Below are 22,725 nucleotides of genomic sequence, written 5' to 3' on the forward strand. Positions count from 1 at the left end.
TTTAATTCAGCTTGACAACCCATTCAGGAGTTAACCGCTAGATGAATTTATGTTCTCATCAAATGCTGGCAATACCGAGCCAATTTTATCTATTATTATGGCAACATTCGGCAAATTTTTTAATTATTGGTTAGAATTTTTATTGCATATTAACCGGATTAATCAAAATGTTAGAGAGTTTGATTCTTGTGACAATTTGAGAACTAGCACAAGGGTACACTCAAAGCGGAATCCCGATCTGTTATGGTGCGGAGTAGATAACACCCATAACACCCCCAATGCACCGATCTCGCTTCAGATCGGTGTTTTTGTAGAGGTTGTTGGGGGTGGATTGATGGCTTAAAACCTTCAGATATCGGTGTTTTGGGTTCACGGGTTGCTCTAAGGTGGAGATATGAATACGGATTTCACAAATTCCTTACCAGAGTGGCTAAGGTTTATTCAACGTCATCGAGCCAGTCTGATTACTGGAATTCCCATATCTAGTTTAATCATTGGTCTGGCGATCGCAGCGATTTTTCAATACCAAGCCGAAGAAGCTAGAAACCAAGCCCGCGATAGCTATCTGATTCGCAATCAGGCTCAGGAATTAATGACACAGATTTTGACCGCAGAAATTGCGGTGAAAGATTATGCGTTAACCCGTCAAACCAATCATTTAAATACCTACGAAAAAGCCACTAAAAATTTATATATTTCCCTCAATCAAGTTAAACATTTAGCCATTAATCATCCTAACCGGATTCAGAAACTGACAACCCTCGAAACCACCCTAAATCAATCTGACCAACTTTTAAAAACTTACTTAAATACAATTCAATCCCCTAAACCGTCTACAAATTTATCCGAAGTTCTGCTACAAAATAGCAAACAAATGCAGATAAACCGTCAAGAAATTAGTCAATTTATTCAAGAAGAAGAACAACTTATCGAACAACGCCGAAAAATTCAAAATGAACAAATTAAACTGACATGGTTGTCCATGTTTGCGGTGACAGGGATGGGGATTTTAGGATCGATTTTAGCCCTGTATTTAATGAAAAAATTAGACCAAAAGTTGGCTTTACAAATTGCCCAAACCCATGCCCAAGAACGTCTATTCAGAGATACCTTTGAACAAGCTGCTGTTGGAATTGGTCATGTTTCTCTCTCCAAACAATGGTTAAAAGTGAATCAAAAATTTTGTGAGATTGTCGGTTATTCCCGCGAACAACTATTAAGATATAAGTTGTCGGATTTTACCCACCCCGATGATAAAAACAAAGATTTATTTTTATTTCAAAAATTAATTAATCAAGAAATTCCTAGCTATTCTATTGAGAAACGCTATATTCATAAAAATGGAGCAATTGTTTGGATTAACTTGACGCTTTCTTTAGGATCATGGTTAGATGAATTTCCCTATTGTCCCAGGGAAGAAAAACGCTATGGAATTGCTGTGATTGAAGATATTACTACTCGTAAACAATTAGAATTAGAACGCGATCGCTTTTTTGAATTATCCGTTGATATACTAATTATTGTAGATCGAGATCTCCGATTTAAACGGGTGAGTCCCTCCGTAGAAAAAATTCTTGGCTTTACTCCTGAACAACTGCAAAAAACCTCCTTTATCTCCCTGGTTCATCCTGATAATTTAAGTTCCGTTGAACAATCCATTAGTGAAGAAAATACCCAAGAAGCTCTCATTTTTTCCTTTGAAGCTCGACTGCGTTGTCAAGATAATTCCTATAAGTGGATTGCTTGGAATTGCGTGAGAATTGCCCAGACTGGATTAATGTATGGCACGGGTCGAAATATTACGGAACGTAAACAAGTAGAAGATGCTATTGAAAGAGAAAGTCAACAACTCAGACAAATTATTACCCATGCCCCCGTTGCCATGGCAATGTTTAACCGAGAAATGTGTTATATTGCCTATAGTGATAAATGGTTTTCCGATTTTGGTTTAGTCCGATTAAAACAACAACTGCTTTCCCTTCAGCAATCTGATAGAAAAGTTTTTCCTCAAATGCCCTATAGTTGGAAAAAAGCCTTTAAACAAGGATTAAAGGGGAAAATTATTTCTAATTCTGAAGATGTATTTTATGACATCAATGGCAAAAAAAGTATTATTCGCTGGGCGATTCATCCTTGGTATGAACCCAATCAACAAATTGGGGGTGTGGTGATTGCGGCGGATCGAATTGATGAATTAGTAGAAGCTCGGGAAGCCGCTTTAGAAAATGCCCGAATTAAGTCCCAATTTCTGGCAAATATGAGTCATGAAATCCGCACACCGATGAATGGCATTTTGGGCATGGCAGGATTATTATTAAAAACCGAACTAACCCCTAAACAACAGGATTTTGTGCGCGGGATTCGCGTGAGTGCCGAACATTTATTAGCTATTATTAATGATATTCTCGACTTCTCTAAATTAGAAGCCATAGAAGTTAAACTAGAAACCTTGGATTTTGATTTAGAACATTGTTTAGAAACCGTTGTCGATTTAGTGGCAACTCAGGCGGAAGAAAAAAGATTAGAACTGGCTATTATTGTTGATACAAATGTACCCCGTCAGTTACGCGGAGATCCGGGTCGTTTACGTCAAATTCTATTAAACTTATTAGGAAATGGAATTAAATTTACCTCTGCTGGAGAAGTGGTAGTCCGGGTGAATCAACTATCTAGTACCTCCCATACAACCCGATTACGATTTGAAATTTCCGATACGGGGATTGGGATTTCTTCAGAAGACAAGGATAAACTTTTCCAGTGTTTTTCCCAACTTGATGCTTCTACAACCCGTCAATATGGCGGCACGGGATTAGGGTTAGTCATTTCCAAACAATTAGTTCATTTAATGAGCGGTGATATTGGGGTTGAAAGTACAGTAGGTAAAGGATCAACATTTTGGTTTACGGCTCAATTTTTACTGGGAGAAGCCAAACAAAATCGAGTAGCTCCTGCCAGTTTAAGAAATTTAAAGCTATTAGTAGCTGATAACAATATTACCATTCGCCAATCAATTCGTTATTTAACTCAATCCTGGGGAATACAGTTAGATGAAGCCATAGATGGAGAATCAGCCTTAACTTTATTGCGCCAAGCTGCAACCCGAGGAGAACCCTACCCGATCGCAATTTTTGATCAACCGTTATTAACTATTAACTCAGCTAATCTAGCTGATATCATCAACTCCGATCGCCATTTATCCCAAACAAAGTTAGTCTTAATGACCCGGACAAATCAACGAGATCTGATTGAAAAAATGTTAGATCAGGGAATAGATAGTTATTTAACTAAACCCATAAGAGCTTCTCGTTTATTTGATGCGATCTTAAAAGCTATGACAATCCAGAACGCATCAAATATCCAACAACAATCTTCAGTCAAAATCTCCAATGATCAAAATATTTTAACCCCATCTCATCCACCATTAAGGATTCTTTTGGCAGAAGATCATCTGATTAATCAAGAGGTGATTTTAAATCAACTCAACCTCTTAGGATATGAAGCCGATCTAGCGAATAATGGTCTGGAGGCCCTAGAACTTTTGAACCAAAAAAAATATGATATCGTGTTTATGGATTGTCAGATGCCACAATTAGACGGCTATGCCACAACTCAACAAATCAGACAAAAAGAAACCGATCACCATATTATTATTATCGCTCTCACGGCCCATGCCTTAACGACTGATCGAGAAAAATGTCTCGCCGTTGGCATGGACGATTATCTGAGTAAACCCGTCGAAGCGGAAGAATTAGAAGCCGTTTTAATGAAATGGACTTATATTATTGATCAAAAAAATCAGAATACCAACCTTTCAGTCGATTCCGAATTAGCCCCCCCAAAAACATTAGGGGATAACCCTAATAATTCTCCCTTAAATATAGAACGAATACAAAAAATTTCGGGAGGGAAAAAAGAGTTTCAACAAAAGCTATTAAAGGTTTATATAGAACGCAGTGAACAGGATTTTATTGAAATTCAAGCTGCGCTCACAGCCAAAAACTTCACAATCCTACAACAATATGCCCATCGCTTCAAGGGTTCTAGTGCTAATGTGGGGGCAACGATTATTTCTCAATTGGCTGAACAACTCGAAAATGCCATACAACAGGAAAATATTACACTCTGTTCAGAACAGGTGGCAAAAATTCAACACAATTTAGGAACTCTAAAAGTTTATATTGAACAGTATTTCCATCAGATCTAACAGATTTTACCAAGATTTAGATAAAATACTAAAATCAATAATTGCCCGATTTTTTATTTTTCCCAGTTCTATGACCCAGGATGTTCGGCAGTGGCTTGATGAAATTAAACGCTTAAAACAACAGTTGGCACAAACCCAACGGGATCTTAACGCGGCGGTCGAAAGTTCCGACCAATGGCGACAACGCTACAATACTGAAGCCCAACAACGACGCCAAGAAGCCGGGCGGTATTTAGAACAAGTGGGAGAATTGCGGGGGGAGTTGGAACGATGGCAACGCCTGTCTCCCCTACCCAATGAGTTACAGGTACGGGTCGCCGTTCGTCAAGAGATTGACCCGTTGAAAACTTTGGATGAAGTTAAGGCAAAATTAATTGAAGTGATGTTAGAACGCGATCGCTCCCGGGAACACATTCATCAACTGGTTGAAGCCCTCGAAGCCGAAAAAGCAGCCCATCTGGAAACTCGCAATAGTTTAACCATGGCTTTAGGGGATACGGTCGATTTACTCACCAAAGCCCAAAATCAACCCCCGTCGGGAACGTCAATTTTCACAACCCTCACCCCAGGGTATTCCTCCACCACTCCCCAACTGCCTGAATCCCAACCCCTACCTCAACTTCCAGCCATGGAGGACAGTTAAAACAGTCACCAGTTGTAGGGGCGGGTTCATCGAGATGCGCGGTGATTAACCTAGATCTAAAAGAACCCGCCCGTACCAGTTCTCAGTTTATTACCCATTACCTATTACCCATTACCTATTACCCATTACCCCTTCCCTATTTTCCCTATTTTATGACCTTAAATTTTGATCAACAAATGATGCAGCATTGCTTGAAATTAGCCCGTCAAGCATTAGGAAAAACTGCACCTAATCCCCTAGTCGGTTGTGTGATTGTTCAGGACGGAAAAATTATTGGAGAAGGGTTTCATCCGGGGGCGGGTCAACCCCACGCCGAAGTTTTTGCCTTGAAAAATGCCGGAGAACAAGCAAGGGGAGCAACGGTATATATTAATTTAGAACCCTGTAATCATTTTGGTCGGACTCCCCCCTGCACAGAAGCTCTAATTGCAGCAAAAGTAGCTAAAGTGGTAGTGGGAATGGTTGACCCCAATCCCTTAGTTTCAGGCACGGGAATTCAACGCTTAAAAGATGCGGGAATTGAGGTAATTGTTGGCATAGAAACAGCCGATTGTCAACAGTTAAATGAAGCATTTACTCATCAAATTTTGCATCATCAACCCCTAGGAATTTGGAAATATGCGATGACCTTAGATGGAAAAATTGCCACCACAACGGGTCATAGTTATTGGGTGACGGGAACAGAAGCCCGACAAAAAGTTCATCAGTTACGAGTCACCTGTGATGCGGTAATTGTTGGCGGAAATACCGTCCGACGAGATAATCCCTTGCTTACAACCCACGATGCCGGGGAACCCAACCCCTTGCGGGTGGTGATGAGTCGTACCTTAGATTTACCCAAACAAGCCCATTTATGGGACACTCAAGAGGCGAAAACTTTAGTTATAACAGAGGAGGGTGTTAATCCAGATTTCCAACATTTTCTACGGAATAAGGGGGTAGAGGTCGCGGAATTGTCGCCCTTGACACCCGCCCAAGTCATGACTTATTTCTATGAACGTCAATTTTTATCAGTGTTGTGGGAATGTGGGGGAACTCTAGCCACCAATGCACTCAAAGATGGCAGCATTCATAAAATTTTAGCCTTTATTGCCCCTAAAATTATCGGGGGCAGTGGGGCACCTTCTCCGGTGGGAGATTTGGGTTTTACTCAAATGACAGAGGCACTTTTATTAGAAAGAATGACTTGGGGTTCTGTGGGTTGTGATTTGTGGATTGAAGGTTATTTATCTCCAGCTTAATTATGAGCGAAATTGCCCTATTAAGTCTGATGGTCAGTAGTCTAGGGATTGATGCGGTTTTACTCGCTAACTGGCTCTGTTCCATCCAAATCAATTTAGAATTAGAACAGGAGGAGGAAGAAACATTGACTCGCTACGACTCAGAAGATATCAAAAAAATGCGCGCAAAATCCGTACAATCTAACGGCTATTCTAATGCCGAATCTCCTGAACCTTTAGTCAGGGAATGGGAATACAAGATTGTCCGCGCCAGTCAAGATGTATTTCGCAATCCCACTGTTTTTAAACGGTTATGTCAGGAAGAAGCGGTAACAGGTTGGATTTTAGTGGAAAAATTAGATGACCGACGGGTTAGATTTAAACGTTTAAGAGGATTAGAAACTCAAGAAAACCCCTATCAAATTAAGCAAGATCCCTATCGTTCTACCTATGGAAAATCGAATAATTTAGGGTCTTGGTTAACGGTTTTGGCTTTTATTACTGCGATTATTTTACCCGCTTATTTGGGATTTTCATTAGTTGCCATGAGCTTTAATAAATCCTATCAAAACTCTCCTACAATGATGCCATCTCCCGAACCCGAACTGGCTCCATCTTCTCGTCAAAACTGAACTAAAAGTAAGCTGTTGTGTATTTAAACCCTATATTCTAGGAGGAGATCCAATTCCCCCTTTTTAATGCCGTACCCTGAGCTTGCCGAAGGGGGGATTTAGGGGGATCTAATCTTGACTATAATCACAGATTTTCGGCTTAAGTTGACACCAATGGGTATCCCCTGACTATTATTAATAGTTATTATAAAAATAATGTTACTTCCACCCCCGAATCAATTACTAACCAAAACCATCGGTAAACTCCCCTTAAGAACGGTTTTAATCTTACCGTTTGTCATACAAATTACCGCTACAGTAGGATTAGTCGGTTATTTTTCCTTTAAAAATGGACAAAAAGACGTTGAAAATTTAGCCCAACAATTAATCAATCAAGTCAGTACACGGGTTCAGGAAAATTTACAGTTTTTCTTAGAAACTCCCGAACAGATTAACCAAACTAATTCTAATCAAATTAAATTAGGTTTTTTAAACACAAATAATTTATATCCTTGGGAAAAATATCTTTGGCGACAGGTTCAACTTTATCCCGATATTACCTTTATTGGCATTGCGACCAATCAAAATAAACAACGGTCGGGGCAAAAACTCATAAATGGGGATCTTCAAGTTAATGTTGTCGGAGATGAGGTGGGCAATAATTTCTATACTTTCAAGCTCGATGCTCAGGGAAATCGAAATCAAGGTAAATTAATTAAAAAAGATTATAATTTACGTCAGCATCCCACTTACTTAAAGGTTTTACGAGAAGGTCGATCTAGTTGGAGTGATGTATTTATTTCTATGTTAGAACCCAGCTTATTAATTAGTGCATTAGAACCGATCTATAATCAGAACAAAGAAATCGAAGGTATCTTATTAGCAACCCTCCGACTAGATCAAATTATTGCTTTTCTTAAAGGCTTAAATATCGGAAAAACCGGACAGGTTTTTATTATTGATCCTCAAGGTCATTTGTTAGCAAGTTCCACGGGAGAGCAATCATTTAGAAAAGTTGGAGATCAAAATCAACTGTTTTTAGCAACAGCCAGCCACAATCAAGTCACTAAAGCCGCAACAGAACATTTATTAACAAAATTTAAAAATATTAATGATATTTCTATTCCCACAAAATTTGATTTTTCTATTAATCAAGAAAAACATTTTCTCAATGTTATTCCTTTCGCTAACAACAAAAAATTGGGCTGGTTAATCATTTTAGTTGTTCCTGAAAATGATTTTTTAGACCAAATTAAAGCCAATAATCGTACTACTTTATTATTATGTTTATTAACTTTAATGATGGCAATTATTATTGGTATTTTAACCGCGAGATGGGTGACATTACCCATTATTCGACTGAATCAGTCCTCAAAAAATATTGCCGCCGGACAATGGGATCAACCCTTAGAAACCAATCGCCAAGATGAATTAGGAGAACTGACTCGCTCTTTTAATAATATGATCAAGCAATTGCAAACCACTTTAACTCAAATGCAACAACTGAATCAATCCTTACAAATTAGTGAACAACGCTATGCCAGTTTAGCAAAAGCGGCACCTGTAGGAATTTTTCGCACAGATATTAAAGGAAATTGTATTTATGGCAATGACCAAAGCTTTGAAATGATCGGTCTTAGTCCAGAGGAAGCGACGGGGATGGGCTGGACAAAAACAATTCATCCCGAAGATCGAGATCATACCCTTTCGAGTTGGTTAGCATTTCTCCAAGAAGGGGTGACTTTTCAGTGCGAATATCGTTTTATTAGACCGAATGGAAGTAGTATTTGGGTCTATGGAAAAGCCCTAGCTGAACGCAATAATCAAGGAGAAATTACCGGATATGTGGGCACAATTACTGATATTACCTCCAGCAAAGAAGCCGAACAAATTTTAGCTAAATATAACCAAACCTTAGAACGTCAAGTCAAAGAACGAACCAAGGAATTATCCCAAACACTGCAACAGTTACAAGCGGCTCAAAGTCAACTGATTCAATCGGAAAAAATGGCAGCTTTAGGACAATTAGTAGCAGGCATCGCCCATGAAATTAATACGCCATTAGGGGCAATTCAAGCCTCTATCAATAATAATAATCAAGCTCTAATTGAATCTTTAGTTGAACTACCTAAACTCTCTCAAAAACTCAATCCTGACCTACAACTTCTGTTTTTTAGTATGTTAGAGCGATCGCGTACCAATCCACAACAACTTTCCACGAGAGAACAGCGTGAATATAAACGTCAACTGAGTCAAATATTAAAAGATTATCAAATAGAATCTTCTCGAAAAATAGCCGATCTTTTAGTTGATATTGGCATTTATGAAAATTTAGAATTTATTTTACCTATTTTGCAACATCCTGAACAAGAATGGATATTAACTTTAGCCTATAATTTAGCGCGACTTCAACGGAATAATCAAACGATGATTATGGCTATAGAACGAGCTTCTAAAGTTGTTTTTGCTCTCAAAAATTATGCTCGTCATGATAATAGTGGGAAAAAACAATCCGTATTAATTACGGAAGGTATTGATACGGTTTTAGAACTTTATCATAATCAGCTTAAACGAGGAATAGAAGTAACTCGAATCTATCAAATTAACCATCCCTTTAACTGTTATCCCGATGAATTAATGCAGGTTTGGACAAATTTAATTCATAATAGTATTCAAGCCATGAATGGTCAGGGAACCCTGAAAATTTTAGTTGAGGAAAAAGAAACCGAGTTTATAATTAAAATTACGGATTCTGGTTGTGGGATTCCCTCTGAAATTCAAGGGCGAATTTTTCAACCCTTTTTTACCACTAAACCCCTAGGAGAAGGGAGCGGTTTAGGATTAGATATTGTTAAAAAAATTATTAGTAAACATCAAGGAGAGATCGCCGTTGAAAGCCAACCTGGAACTACAACTTTTACCCTCTGTTTGCCTCGATCTGAGGCTGATCACAGCCTAATTTCATAATTTATGTTAAAATCAACCCGTGCCCATTTTGGAATTAATACCAGAACTTTTAATTAAAATCAAGGATATCAAAAAATGGCAGAAAAAGCAATTATTTGTGTGGATGATGAAGGGTTTATTTTAGAAAGTATCCTAGAACAACTCAAACGTAAATTTGGTAATGAGTATATCTATGAAGGGGCAGAAAGTGCCCCGGAAGCCTTAGATATTATAGAAGATTTACAACAAGAAGCCATTGAAGTCTTAATTATTGTTTCTGATTGGTTAATGCCAGAAATGCGAGGCGATGAATTTTTAATTGAAGTTCATCGTCGCTTTCCTAAAATTATCAAAGTGATGTTAACTGGACAAGCGGATGAAGAAGCCATCAAACGGGCTCAAAAATACGCTAATTTATATCGCTGTATTTATAAACCTTGGACAGAAGAAGAATTAGCCCAAACCATTGCATCAGCATTGGGATAATTCAGGTTATTACCCATTAGTAATTCGTAATTCTCATTTCCCTTTTTATGAATAAACAACTGGCAATTTTATGTGTAGATGACGAACCCGTTATTTTAGAAAGTCTCAAAGAACAACTCAAACGGCATTTACCTCAAAATTATGAATTAGAATCGGCAGAAAGTGGCGAAGAAGCCTTAGAAGTGATTGCCGAATTATACCAGGAAGGGTTGGAAGTCGCATTAGTCATTTCCGATCAAATTATGTCAGGATTGCAGGGAGATGAGTTATTAATTGAATTGCATCAAAACTATCCTCAAATGTTAAAAATAATGTTAACTGGACAAGCGGATATTCAATCCGTTGGTAATGTGGTAAATCAAGCAAGTTTGTATCGTTATATTAGCAAACCTTGGGATGAAACCGACCTAATTTTAACGGTTCAAGAAGCATTAAGACGCTATACTCAAGAAGAACAACTTTTAGAACAAAATCAAAAATTACAAGAATTAAATATAGAATTACAACAATTAAATATCTCCCTAGAACACAAAGTTACTGAACGAACCGCAGAATTAGAACAGGCAAAACAGGCTGCTGAAGTTGCAAACCAGTCTAAAAGTACCTTTTTAGCAAATATGAGTCATGAATTGCGATCGCCCCTGAATGCGATTTTAGGCTTTGCTCAATTAATGAATCGAAGCACAACCCTTTCTCCCGAACATCAAGAACAAGTGAAGATCATTTTACAAAGTGGTGAACACTTATTAAATTTAATTAACCAACTATTAGATTTAGCTAAAATTGAAGCGGGCAAAATAACCTTAAATGAGACTAACTTTAATTTGTATCATTTGTTTCAAGATTTAGAGGATATGTTTTCCCTGAAAGCGGAAAATGAGAACTTATTTTTAAAATTCACCTGTGCCGAAACCGTCCCTGAATATATCTGTACGGATCAAATCAAACTGCGTCAGATTTTAATTAATTTACTCAATAATGCTCTCAAATTCACCTCAAAAGGTGGCATAGATTTAAGTGTTGCTTGTGAGCCAATTGCATCCCCACAAATTCGACTTATTTTTGTCGTCAAAGATACGGGAGTTGGAATTGAACCCGAAGAAATGAATCAGCTTTTTCAAGCCTTTACACAGACCAAAACGGGAAAAAAAGCCGATGAAGGAACCGGATTAGGTCTATCAATTACTCAGAAATTTGTCCAACTGATGGGGGGAGAAATTCAAGTTAATTCTAAAGTTGGTATTGGGACAACCTTTACCTTTGATATTCAAGCTAAATCCATTGAAAATATTGATTTATCCCATCAACTTTATCCCAAGCAAGTCATCGGTTTAGTTGCCGATCAACCCGTCTATAAAATATTAATTGTTGATGATAAAATTTCTAACCGTAAATTATTAATCCAATTGCTTCAACCCTTGGGATTTCAATTAAAAGAAGCTGCCAATGGAAAGGAAGCTGTAGAAATTTTTCAAGGGTGGAAACCGAATTTAATTTTTATGGATATGATTATGCCGATTATGAGTGGTTCAGAAGCTACAAAACAGATTAAAAGTGATTCCCAGGGCAGTTCCACGGTGATTATTGCGGTTACGGCGAGTGTTTTAGAAGAACAAACAGCCCAGGTTCTTGCGATGGGTTGTGATGATTTTATCAGAAAACCCTTTCGGGAATTTCATATTTTTGAGATGATGGAAAAATATCTAGGTCTTGAGTACATTTATACAGGTGAACCCGCCCCAAACCTGTTCAAACCCCCCAATTCTATTCTCACCCATGAGAGCTTTAACAAAATGCCCTCCGTTTGGGTTGAGGAACTGTATCAAGCGAGTATTGATTTAGATTATGATTTAGTTTTAGATTTAATTCAAGAAATCCCTTCGGAACAGGCAGGTCTATCCCAGGCTTTAACAGATTTAGTCTGTAATTATAGGATTGACCAAATTTTTAATCTTATTCAAAAAATCAAAGCTAATGAATATTAGAGACCAAAAAAAATATCACGGTGGAATCTTAATTATAGACGATAAACTTGAAAATTTAAGAGTTTTATCAGAAATTCTTAAACACCAAGGCTATAAAATTCGTCAAGCGATTAATGGAACGTCAGCCTTAAGAGCCATACAATCTTCACCACCGGATTTAATTTTATTAGATATTAAAATGCCGGATATGGATGGGTATGAAGTGTGTCACAAACTCAAAAGTGATCCTCAGACTGAGGAAATTCCAATTATTTTTATTAGTGGTTTAAACGAAGTCTGGGATAAAGTCAAAGCCTTTGAAGTAGGGGGGGTTGATTATATTAGTAAACCCTTTCAAGTCGAAGAAGTTATTGCCCGGATTGAAACTCAGTTTACCATTCAAAGACAAAAACAACAGTTACAAGCCGAAATTAGATACCGTCAAGCCCAGGAACATCGCTTAAAAATCGAAATTCAACAACGTTTAGTTAAAGAACAAGAATTACAAGCAGAAATTATCCGACGCAAAGAAACCGAGGAAATTTTATATCAATCTCGCGCTTTAATTCAAAGTGTTTTAAATACTTCCATGGATGGAATTGCAGCCTTTCAGTCGGTGAGAGAACCCACAAATGGAGAAATTATGGATTTTCGGTGTTTAGTCATTAATCCGGTTATTAGCCAACTTTTGAGCAGAGAACGATATAATTTACAGGGTAAAATTATTTTAAAAAAAATGTTAAAACAAATAGATATTAATCTATTTCAAAAATTTGTTAATTTAGTAGAAACTGGAGTCCCTCTGATTGAGGATATTTTTTATAAAGGCAAAAATAATCAAGGTTGGTATCATTTTATTGCCGTAAAACTTGGGGATGGATTTTCTATTGCGATTCGAGATATCACCGAACGAAAACAGATGGAAATAGACCTATCTCGTTTAGCTAGATTAGATGGGTTAACTCAAATTGCTAACCGTCATTGTTTTGAGCAGTTTTTAAATCAAGAATGGCTGAGAAATAAACAGGATAAGCAACCAATTTCCTTAATTTTATCTGATGTGGATTATTTCAAAGCCTACAATGATACCTATGGTCATTTAGAAGGAGATGATTGTCTTAAAAAAGTCGCTAAAGCTATTAACCAAGTGATTCAATCCCACGGAAATCTACTCGCCCGTTATGGGGGAGAAGAATTTGTGGTGATTATGACCCGAAGCCGTTTAGTCGAAGCCTTACAAATAGCCACAAAAATTCAGAACGCCATTCGGGAGTTAAATATTCCCCACTCCCAATCCCAAGTTAGTGAATTTCTCACCCTTAGTTTAGGAATATCAACTTTAGTTCCAACGGAAAAAAACTCCTCACAATTATTAATTAAATTGGCAGATGATGCCTTATATCAAGCCAAACAACAAGGGAGAAATCGGATTGTGACTCAATCGATTTAAGGAATTAAGAATTACGAATAAGCAATAGGGAATAAATTGATTACCGATTACTATAGAATAGAGATGTCGTAATTTTAGGATTGTCCCTTGTCTCAACTGAATCATCCCTTAAAACGGTTTCTAGTTTATGCTCGTCCCTATCAAAAAACGATTGGGTTAGCAACGGTTTATTCGGTTTTAAATAAAGTCTTTGATTTAGCCCCTCCGGTATTAATTGGATGGGCCGTTGATGTGGTAATTAACCCCCAGGTTTCCTTCCTGTCCCAGTGGGGGATTCAAGGGGCGTTTAATCAATTGTTAATGTTATCGTTTTTGAGCTTAATTATCTGGAGTTTAGAATCGGTTTTTGAATATGCCTATAAAGTATTGTGGCGAAATTTAGCCCAAACCTTACAACATAATCTCAGATTAGATGCCTATGGACATTTACAAAACTTAGAATTAGCCTATTTTGAAGAACGCAGTAGTGGCGGTTTAATGTCAATTTTAAATGATGACATTAACCAGTTAGAACGGTTTTTAGATATGGGGGCGAATGAAATTATCCAAGTCATTACCACGGTAATTGTAATTGGAGCAGCCTTCTTTATTTTAGCACCAACTGTGGCTTGGTGGGCAATGTTACCGATGCCGTTTATTGTTTGGGGTTCGGTTTGGTTCCAGAAATTACTCGCCCCCCGTTATGCCGATGTCCGGGAAAAAGTTGGGTTACTGAATGGACAACTGGCAAATAATTTGGGTGGTATTACGACTATTAAAAGTTTTACCGCCGAACAGTATGAAATCCAAAGAATTACCGAACATAGTGAAGCCTATCGCCAAAGTAATCGCCGAGCAATTACCCTATCTTCTGCCTATGTTCCGGTAATTAGAAGTTTAATTTTATTTGGATTTATTGCCACTTTACTATTAGGCGGTTTACAGGTCACTTCTGGGGCTTTAGCCGTCGGAACCTATAGCGTTTTAGTGTTTATTACCCAACGGTTATTATGGCCTTTAACCCGCCTCGGAGATACCTTTGATCAATATCAACGGGCGATGGCTTCTATTAACCGGGTGATGAATTTATTGGATACTCCGATAGAAATTCATCCGGGGGATATTGCCCTACCTGTGGTTTCAGTTAGAGGAGAAATAGAATTTAAAAACGTATATTTTTCCTATCAAAATCGCAATCAGATTATTCAAGATTTATCCCTGAAAATTCCCGCCGGAAAAACCATTGCGATTGTGGGTGCTACGGGGTCGGGAAAAAGTACCTTGGTGAAATTATTATTGCGGTTATATGAAATTAATGCTGGGGTAATTACGATAGATGGCATCGAATTAAACCGTTTAAAATTAGAGGATTTACGCAAAGCTATTGGGTTAGTCAGTCAGGATGTTTTTCTGTTTCATGGAACCGTTGCCGAAAATATTGCCTATGGCAGTTTTGATGCGTCCTTAACTGATATTATTGAAGCGGCAAAAATCGCCGAAGCCGATGAATTTATTCGGGATTTACCCAATAGATATGAGACCATTGTCGGAGAACGAGGTCAGAAACTATCCGGGGGACAGCGACAAAGAATTGCTATAGCCCGGGCTGTCTTAAAAAACCCTCCCATCTTAATCTTAGATGAAGCCACATCGGCCGTAGATAATGAAACCGAAGCCGCCATTCAACGCTCCTTAGAAAAGATTACCAAAAATCGAACAACAATTGCGATCGCCCATCGGCTTTCAACGGTTAGAAATGCCGACTGTATTTATGTAATGGAACAGGGAAAATTAGTTGAGTCAGGAACCCATGAAAACCTCTTAGAAGCACCGGGTATTTATGCGGGTTTATGGCGGGTACAGTCCGGCTTAAATTAGGGCCTTCAGTGTCAGGTGAACCAGATGCAGCCAGGAAATGCTAGAATCAACAATGATTTATTCAAAACTATAAATTTTCGTAACCATATCCTGCTCTTGCCATGTTAAAAGCTCTGTTAGGTGATCCGAATGCGCGTAAACTTAAAAAATATCAGCCTCTTGTCACGGATATCAACATTTTAGAGGAAGAAATTCAAAGCCTCTCGGATGAACAATTGCGGGCCAAGACAGGAGAATTTAAAGAAAAATTAGCCAAAGCCAAAAACCGAGACGAGGAAAACCTAATCCTGGATGAAATTCTCCCAGAAGCGTTTGCCGTTGTCAGGGAAGCCGGAAAGAGAGTTTTGGGGATGCGACACTTTGACGTCCAACTCCTAGGGGGGATTATTCTCCATACAGGGCAAATTGCCGAGATGAAAACCGGGGAGGGAAAAACCCTAGTTTCCACCCTTCCGGCCTACCTAAACGCCTTGGCTGGAAAGGGGGTTCACGTCATCACCGTTAACGATTATCTCGCCCGACGGGATGCGGAATGGATGGGACAAATCCATCGCTTCCTGGGGCTGAGTGTGGGGCTGATTCAGCAAGAAATGAGTCCCGACCAACGGCAGAAAAACTATAACTGTGATATTACCTACGGGACAAACAGTGAAATGGGGTTTGACTACCTGCGGGACAACATGGCGACCTCCATGGATGAAGTGGTGCAACGGGTGTTTAACTATTGCATTATTGACGAAGTGGACTCGGTGTTAGTCGATGAAGCCCGCACTCCTTTAATTATTTCTGGTCAGGTGGAACGTCCCAGCCAAAAATATATGCGGGCGGCAGAAGTTGCCCAAATGATGCAAAAAGAAGAACATTATGAAGTCGATGAAAAAGGCCGTAATGTTTTGATGACCGATGAAGGGTTTGCCCGGGCGGAAGAACTATTTGGAGTTCAAGATTTATATGACCCGAATGATCCTTGGGCGCACTTTGTTTTTAATGCCTTAAAAGCCAAAGAATTATTTATTAAAGACGTCAACTATATTATCGGTAATGGGGAAGTCATTATCGTGGATGAATTTACCGGACGGGTGATGCCCGGACGTCGTTGGAGTGACGGGTTACACCAAGCCATTGAAGCTAAAGAACGGGTGGATATTCAACCGGAAACCCAAACTTTAGCCACCATTACCTATCAGAATTTCTTCCTGTTATATCCGAAATTATCGGGGATGACCGGAACCGCCAAAACCGAAGAAGCCGAATTTGAGCGCATCTATAAGCTGCAAGTTACGATTATTCCCACCAACCGCATTACCGGACGGGAAGATTTACCCGATGTGGTGTATAAAACTGAAGAAGGAAAATGGACTTCCATTGCTGAAGAATGTGCGGATTTACATAAAGAAGGGCGCCCGGTTTTAGTCGGAACAACGAGCGTCGAAAAATCAGAAATTCTCTCGAATTTATTACAACAACGCAAAATTCCCCATAATTTATTAAATGCTAAACCGGAAAACGTAGAACGGGAATCGGAAATTATTGCTCAAGCCGGACGCAAAGGGGCTGTGACCATTTCTACGAATATGGCCGGACGGGGAACAGATATTATTTTGGGGGGAAATGCGGAATTTATGGGACGGCTAAAAATGCGCGAGTATTTGATGCCGAAAATTGTTAAACCCGATGATGAAAGGGAATTAGTAATTGCTGGAGTATCGGGTAGCCGTCGCCCCGCCGCCCAGGGATTTGATCAGAGTAAAAAATCCAAAACCTGGAAAGTTTCGACCCAATTATTCCCTACCGAATTATCCAAATCCACCGAACAAAAACTAAAAGATGCGGTTGATTTTGCCGTGGGAGTTCATGGAGAACGCAGTTTACCCGAGTTACAGGCGGAGGATTTATTAGCGGTGGCTTCGGAAAAAGCTCCCACCACTGACCCGGTGATTCAAAAATTGCGCGAGGTCTATAACTTGATCGTTCATGAGTACGAAAACTTCACTAAACGGGAACATAACGAGGTGGTGGAATATGGTGGACTCCATGTGATCGGAACCGAACGCCATGAGTCCCGCCGGATTGATAATCAATTGCGAGGACGGGCTGGACGACAGGGTGATCCGGGTTCCACGCGGTTTTTCCTGAGTTTACAGGATAATTTATTACGGATTTTTGGGGGCGATCGAGTTGCCGGATTAATGGATGCTTTTAATGTGGATGAAGATATGCCCATTGAGTCTAAATTATTAACCCGATCGCTGGAAAATGCCCAACGAAAAGTTGAAACCTACTATTACGATATCCGTAAACAGGTATTTGAATATGACGAGGTAATGAACAACCAACGGCGGGCAATTTATGCTGAACGGCGACGGGTTTTGGAAGGGCAAGATTTGAAAGAACAAGTGATTAAATACGGCGAACAAACCATGGATGATATCGTGGAAGCCTATATTAATCCTGACTTACCTTCGGAAGAATGGGATTTAGAAAATTTGGTGGTGAAAGCCAAGGAATTTGTTTATCTTTTAGCGGATTTGACCGCCGAACAATTGATGGATTTATCCGTAGATGAAATTAAAACCTTCCTGCATGAACAGTTACGCAATGCCTATGATCTCAAGGAAAACCAAGTCAATCAAATTCGAGCCGGGTTAATGCGCGAAGCGGAGCGCTTCTTCATTCTCCAACAAATTGATACCTTATGGCGGGAACATTTACAACAAATGGACGCGCTGCGGGAGTCCGTCGGTTTACGGAGTTATGGACAAAAAGATCCCTTAATTGAATATAAGAGCGAGGGATATGAATTGTTCTTAGATATGATGACCGATATTCGCCGAAACGTCATCTATTCCATGTTCCAATTCCAGCCTCAACCGTCTGTTGTCTAAGGATTTGAAGTGTTTTTGATCCTGGCTGGAAATTTTATTTTTCAGTTTTTCCTTGACATCCCCAAATAATCGTGTATATTTGAGGAGTGTGAGGAGTGAGATTAATAAAGAAAAAGCACTTGGGGTCGAAACTCGGCCAGACTCCCAGGTGTTTTTTCTATTTAGAATTAAGGGAAAAGTGATCCAAATTAGATAATTTTAATCCCGGATTAAGTCGGAAACAATTCAGGTAAGAGTTTACTTAGAAAACAGCCCGCTTCACAATGAATATGACAGAATAATAAGATTAACAATTGAGATTATTTATTAATAGTATGGTTGCTCAACAGCAAGTCGGGACAGGCATGGGTAAAATCCCCCATATCACTGCACTCTTTTGGATTATGAAAATATGTGCAACGACTTTGGGAGAAACAGCAGGTGATCTTTTATCCATGACACTTAATGTGGGCTATGCGGCTAGTTCTTTGATCTTGATTGGGATATTTTTAGTCACTCTTGTGATTCAATTAGTATCGAAAAGCTATAACCCATTATTGTATTGGACGGTCATCCTTTCAACTAGCACCGCTGGTACAACGATATCAGATTACATGGATCGGACGTTAGGGCTCGGCTACGCCACGGGATCTCTAATTTTAATTACCATTCTCTTAGCTATTTTTGCGTTCTGGAAATTTAGTTTTGGCACTCTATCCGTTAACAATATCAATACCCTTAAAGTTGAAATATTGTATTGGACTGCTATTCTCATTTCAAATACTTTAGGTACGGCTTTGGGGGATTTTCTTGCCGATAGTTCCGGTCTCGGCTTTGCCGGAGGGGCACTCTTAATTGGTAGTTTGATTGGCTTGGTGTTAGCAGCGAATTATTTTACCGACATCTCCAAAGTTGCGTTGTTTTGGATTGCCTTTGTTCTCACCCGACCCTTTGGTGCAACCTTGGGAGATTTTCTGACCAAATCTCACGAAAAAGGTGGCCTCGGTTATGGAACCATCGGCTCATCCATCGTTCTTTTATCAATACTGGCAGCCTGTATTCTGTACACAACCCTCAAGCATAGAGGAATAACCTGGGCGAAGCTATCTAATAATGAGTAACAATACAATTATTTTGTCCTTGGGTAAGTCCTAATATCAAGAAAGGCTGTTTTTACACGGCAAAGGAAAGCCATACTCGTTTTCCCCTTGCCGTGTTATCCTATATTTCTAGTTCTCTCTGAGAGCAACCGTTAACCGATCAGACTGATCTGGGTTCAGTACCTTAAATTAATAACGAAATCTATATTTTCAGGTTGTATCAATAATTATTTTTTAGGTATATTAACATTCTGATTGATCACCAAAGCTTAACCAACTCAGCCTAAATCAGTGCAGAAGGAAACAAACATGATTGCCTTGCCAGGATATCAGATCTTAGCACAAATCTACGAAAGTGTTAACTCCGTTGTTTACCGAGCCATCCGGGAACAGGATCGTTCTCCCGTGATTTTAAAAGTGCTACAGGGGGAATTTCCGCCCCAATCTGATATTCAAAAATATGAGCGAGAATATAAAATCCTGCGCAACTTTAATTTGAACAGTGTGATTAAAGTTTATGAACTTCAAACCTACCAAAATACTTTAGTCATGACCTTAGAAGATTTTGGCGGAGAATCGTTAAAAATCTTGTTAGCTACTCAGAAATTTACTCTATTAGGATTTTTAACCCTCGGGATTAAAATTGCCCAAGGATTACGAGAAATTCATGCAGCTAACCTCATTCACAAAGATATTAACCCGTCTAATATTGTTTTTAATCCCGCCACCGGACAGGTTAAATTAATTGATTTTAGTATTTCTAGTGGATTAACTCAGGAATCTTTACGGCTCCATCCCCCGCAAAATTTAGAAGGAACCCTCCCCTATATTTCTCCCGAACAAACCGGAAGAATGAATCGGTCAGTAGACTATCGAACGGATTTTTATTCCTTGGGAGCAACGTTCTATGAATTATTAACCCAACAGGTTCCGTTTCCCACCACCGATCCGATGGAGTTAGTTCACGCCCACCTGGCAAAACAACCGATTCCTCCCCATGAAATCAACCCAGAAATTCCCCCAATTATTTCTCGAATTGTCCTGAAATTACTATCTAAAACCCCCGAAGAACGCTATCAGAGTGCCTGGGGATTAATAGCTGATTTAGAAGATAGTTTTAAACAAGTTCAAGCCACAGGAACTGTTAGCGAATTTGCCTTGGGAATGCAGGATATTTCCGATCAGTTTAAGATTCCCCAAAAGCTCTATGGCCGAGAAAATGAGATTGATACCCTAATTCAAGCCTTTGACCGGGTGAGTCAAGGCAAAACCGAAATTATGCTAATTGCCGGATATTCGGGGATTGGAAAATCCGTATTAGTCCAAGAAATTTGTAAATCAATTGTTGAAAAAAAAGGTTATTTTATTAGCGGGAAATTTGACCAATTTCAACGCGGTATTCCCTATTCTGCTTTGGTAAATGCCTTGTCTGAATTAGCCAGATTACTCTTGAGTGAAAGTCAAGAGAAGTTAGATCAATGGCGAGAAAAATTATTAAGAGTTTTGGGGCCGAATGGACAAATTATTATTGATGTAATTCCCGAAATTGAACTAATTATCGGCCCGCAACCGGCGGTATTAGAATTGGGTGCAGCCGAATCTCAAAATCGGTTTAATTTGGTCTTTCAGAACTTTATTCGTCTGTTTTGTCAACCAGAACATCCCTTAGTTATTTTTCTTGATGATTTACAGTGGGCTGACTCTGCCACCCTGAAATTAATCAAATTAATGTTAACGGATGATGCTACCCAATATTTATTTTTAATTGGAGCCTATCGGGATAACGAAGTCAGTCCCACCCATCCTTTAATGATGATGTTAGAAGGGTTAAAATCCGAATCTTTTACCCCAGAAGCGGGTTCGGAAGGATTAATTCATGAAATTCATCTCACCGCCTTAAATTTGGCACAGGTGACAGAACTTGTGGCAGATACCCTTCATAGCGATCGCCATACCGTTCTCCCTTTAGCCGAATTAGTGATCAAAAAAACGGAGGGAAATCCATTTTTTGTGAATGAATTTCTCAAAACTTTATATCAAGAAAAACTCCTAAATTTTAACTCGGAAAAAATTGCTTGGCAATGGAATGTTGCCGAAATTAAAGCCTTAGATATCACGGATAATGTCGTTGAATTGATGATTGGTAAGCTCCAAAAACTCCCCCAGAAAACTCAACAGGTTTTACAATTAGTTGCCTGTGTGGGGAATCAATTTGACTTAAATACCTTATCCTTAATTTATAGTAAGGAATCCGTTGATACCTTCCAAGATTTATTACCCGCTTTAAAAGAAGGTTTAATTAAACCCCTACTAGATGCCGATAATTTGGAACCGGAACAAATTAATCCCTATCTAGTTCTGAATTATCGATTTCTCCATGACCGCGTTCAACAAGCTGCTTATTCCTTAATTGCAGACTCTCAAAAACAATCGGTTCACCTAACTATCGGTCGGTTACTATTAGCTAATACACCGCCCCAATATTGGTTAGAAAAAGTATTTGATTTAGTCGATCACCTGAATGTGGGTCGATCTTTAATTACCGATGAACAAGAACAACTACAATTAGCCAGTTTAAACTTAGAAGCGGGAAAAAAAGCTAAGGATGCCACCGCCTATGGTGCTGCCCGGGAATATTTAATCGCCGGAATTGGAGTTCTACCCGATAATAGTTGGGGTGAACATTATTCTTTAACCTTTGGATTGTATCGAGAACTAGCCGAGATAGAATATCTGAATGGAAATTTTGCCGAAAGTGAAACCCTAATTCAATTAATTTTAAAACAGTCTCAGTCTACTTTAGAAAAAGCCGAAGTTTATAATCTACTTTTAATTCAATATACCTTACAATTAAAATATGAAGCCTCTATCAGTGCTGGCATTAAAGCCTTAGCTTTATTTGGCTTGGATTTACCCACGGAAAATCTACAAACGGTCATTCCCCAGGAATTAGAGTCCCTACAAAAATTGATCAATATTAATAATCTATCGACGTTCTTGGAGCAAAACCCAATTGTTGAACCCGAGAAAAAAATCACCTTAAAAATTCTCCATAATTTAGCCCCCTCCGCCTATGTCAGTAATCCTAGTTTATGGACAGTGGTGATTCTCAAGGGTGTAAAAGTTGCGATCAAATCGGGATATTCTCCAGAATCTGGATTTTTCTATGCGACCTATGGGATTCTAGTTGCTACCATTTTTAATCAATATCAAACCGCCTATGAGTTAGGTCAATTGGCTTTAAAACTGAATAAAAAGTGGAATTATCCCGTCTATAAAGTATCTGCATCCTTAATTAGTTGTCTCAACTATTGGTTAGAAACCGATTAAGAATTCAAATGCTTTAGGTCATGAAGGTTATCAATCCGCTTTAGACTCAG

The 22,725-nt window shown here is 38.9% G+C and carries 12 protein-coding genes; all 12 read left to right on the top strand.

Annotation, left to right across the window (positions count from 1 at the left end; all coding sequences use genetic code 11):
* Positions 1-394 precede the first annotated feature (394 nt).
* The 12 genes from AC2D3N_RS06455 to AC2D3N_RS06510 all read left to right on the top strand — a co-directional run bounded on the left by AC2D3N_RS06455 (position 395) and on the right by AC2D3N_RS06510 (position 22,675).
* On the top strand, positions 395-4,204 hold the full coding sequence (locus AC2D3N_RS06455; RefSeq protein WP_484693133.1) for a PAS domain S-box protein: 3,810 nt from the start codon (positions 395-397) through the stop codon (positions 4,202-4,204).
* 70 nt (positions 4,205-4,274) lie between these two features.
* The gene (locus AC2D3N_RS06460) at positions 4,275-4,847 is read left to right on the top strand and encodes a hypothetical protein (protein WP_484693134.1); all 573 of its coding nucleotides are present in this window, start codon (positions 4,275-4,277) and stop codon (positions 4,845-4,847) included.
* 152 nt (positions 4,848-4,999) lie between these two features.
* Positions 5,000-6,088, top strand: a complete 1,089-nt coding sequence (ribD, locus tag AC2D3N_RS06465) for a bifunctional diaminohydroxyphosphoribosylaminopyrimidine deaminase/5-amino-6-(5-phosphoribosylamino)uracil reductase RibD (RefSeq protein WP_079679613.1) — start codon at positions 5,000-5,002, stop codon at positions 6,086-6,088.
* Between the two features lie 2 nt (positions 6,089-6,090).
* Positions 6,091-6,699, top strand: coding sequence for a hypothetical protein (locus AC2D3N_RS06470; protein ID WP_079679496.1), 609 nt, complete (start codon positions 6,091-6,093; stop codon positions 6,697-6,699).
* Positions 6,700-6,894: 195 nt separating this feature from the next.
* A complete protein-coding gene (locus AC2D3N_RS06475; RefSeq protein WP_484693135.1) occupies positions 6,895-9,645 on the top strand; it encodes an ATP-binding protein in 2,751 nt (916 codons plus the stop codon).
* A 75-nt stretch (positions 9,646-9,720) separates the two neighbouring features.
* On the top strand, positions 9,721-10,110 hold the full coding sequence (locus tag AC2D3N_RS06480) for a response regulator (RefSeq protein WP_484693136.1): 390 nt from the start codon (positions 9,721-9,723) through the stop codon (positions 10,108-10,110).
* Positions 10,111-10,157: 47 nt separating this feature from the next.
* Entirely contained in the window at positions 10,158-12,095 is a 1,938-nt protein-coding gene (locus AC2D3N_RS06485; protein WP_484693137.1) for a response regulator, read from the top strand.
* Positions 12,085-13,524 (top strand): diguanylate cyclase domain-containing protein, encoded by a 1,440-nt coding sequence (locus AC2D3N_RS06490; protein ID WP_079679490.1) that lies wholly within the window; start codon positions 12,085-12,087, stop codon positions 13,522-13,524. The genes AC2D3N_RS06485 and AC2D3N_RS06490 overlap by 11 nt, the downstream gene beginning before the upstream one ends.
* Positions 13,525-13,620: 96 nt before the next feature.
* Positions 13,621-15,381: an ABC transporter ATP-binding protein gene (locus tag AC2D3N_RS06495; protein ID WP_234996701.1), complete on the top strand. Its 1,761-nt coding sequence runs from the start codon at positions 13,621-13,623 to the stop codon at positions 15,379-15,381.
* Between the two features lie 101 nt (positions 15,382-15,482).
* On the top strand, positions 15,483-18,266 hold the full coding sequence (gene secA / locus AC2D3N_RS06500; protein WP_079679486.1) for a preprotein translocase subunit SecA: 2,784 nt from the start codon (positions 15,483-15,485) through the stop codon (positions 18,264-18,266).
* Positions 18,267-18,580: 314 nt separating this feature from the next.
* Complete coding sequence (locus AC2D3N_RS06505; RefSeq protein WP_234996695.1) at positions 18,581-19,366, top strand: COG4705 family protein; 786 nt, start codon at positions 18,581-18,583, stop codon at positions 19,364-19,366.
* A 288-nt stretch (positions 19,367-19,654) separates the two neighbouring features.
* On the top strand, positions 19,655-22,675 hold the full coding sequence (locus AC2D3N_RS06510) for an ATP-binding protein (RefSeq protein ID WP_484693138.1): 3,021 nt from the start codon (positions 19,655-19,657) through the stop codon (positions 22,673-22,675).
* Positions 22,676-22,725 lie beyond the last annotated feature (50 nt).

The organism is Planktothrix sp. PLAVEN19ND (assembly GCF_057220675.1).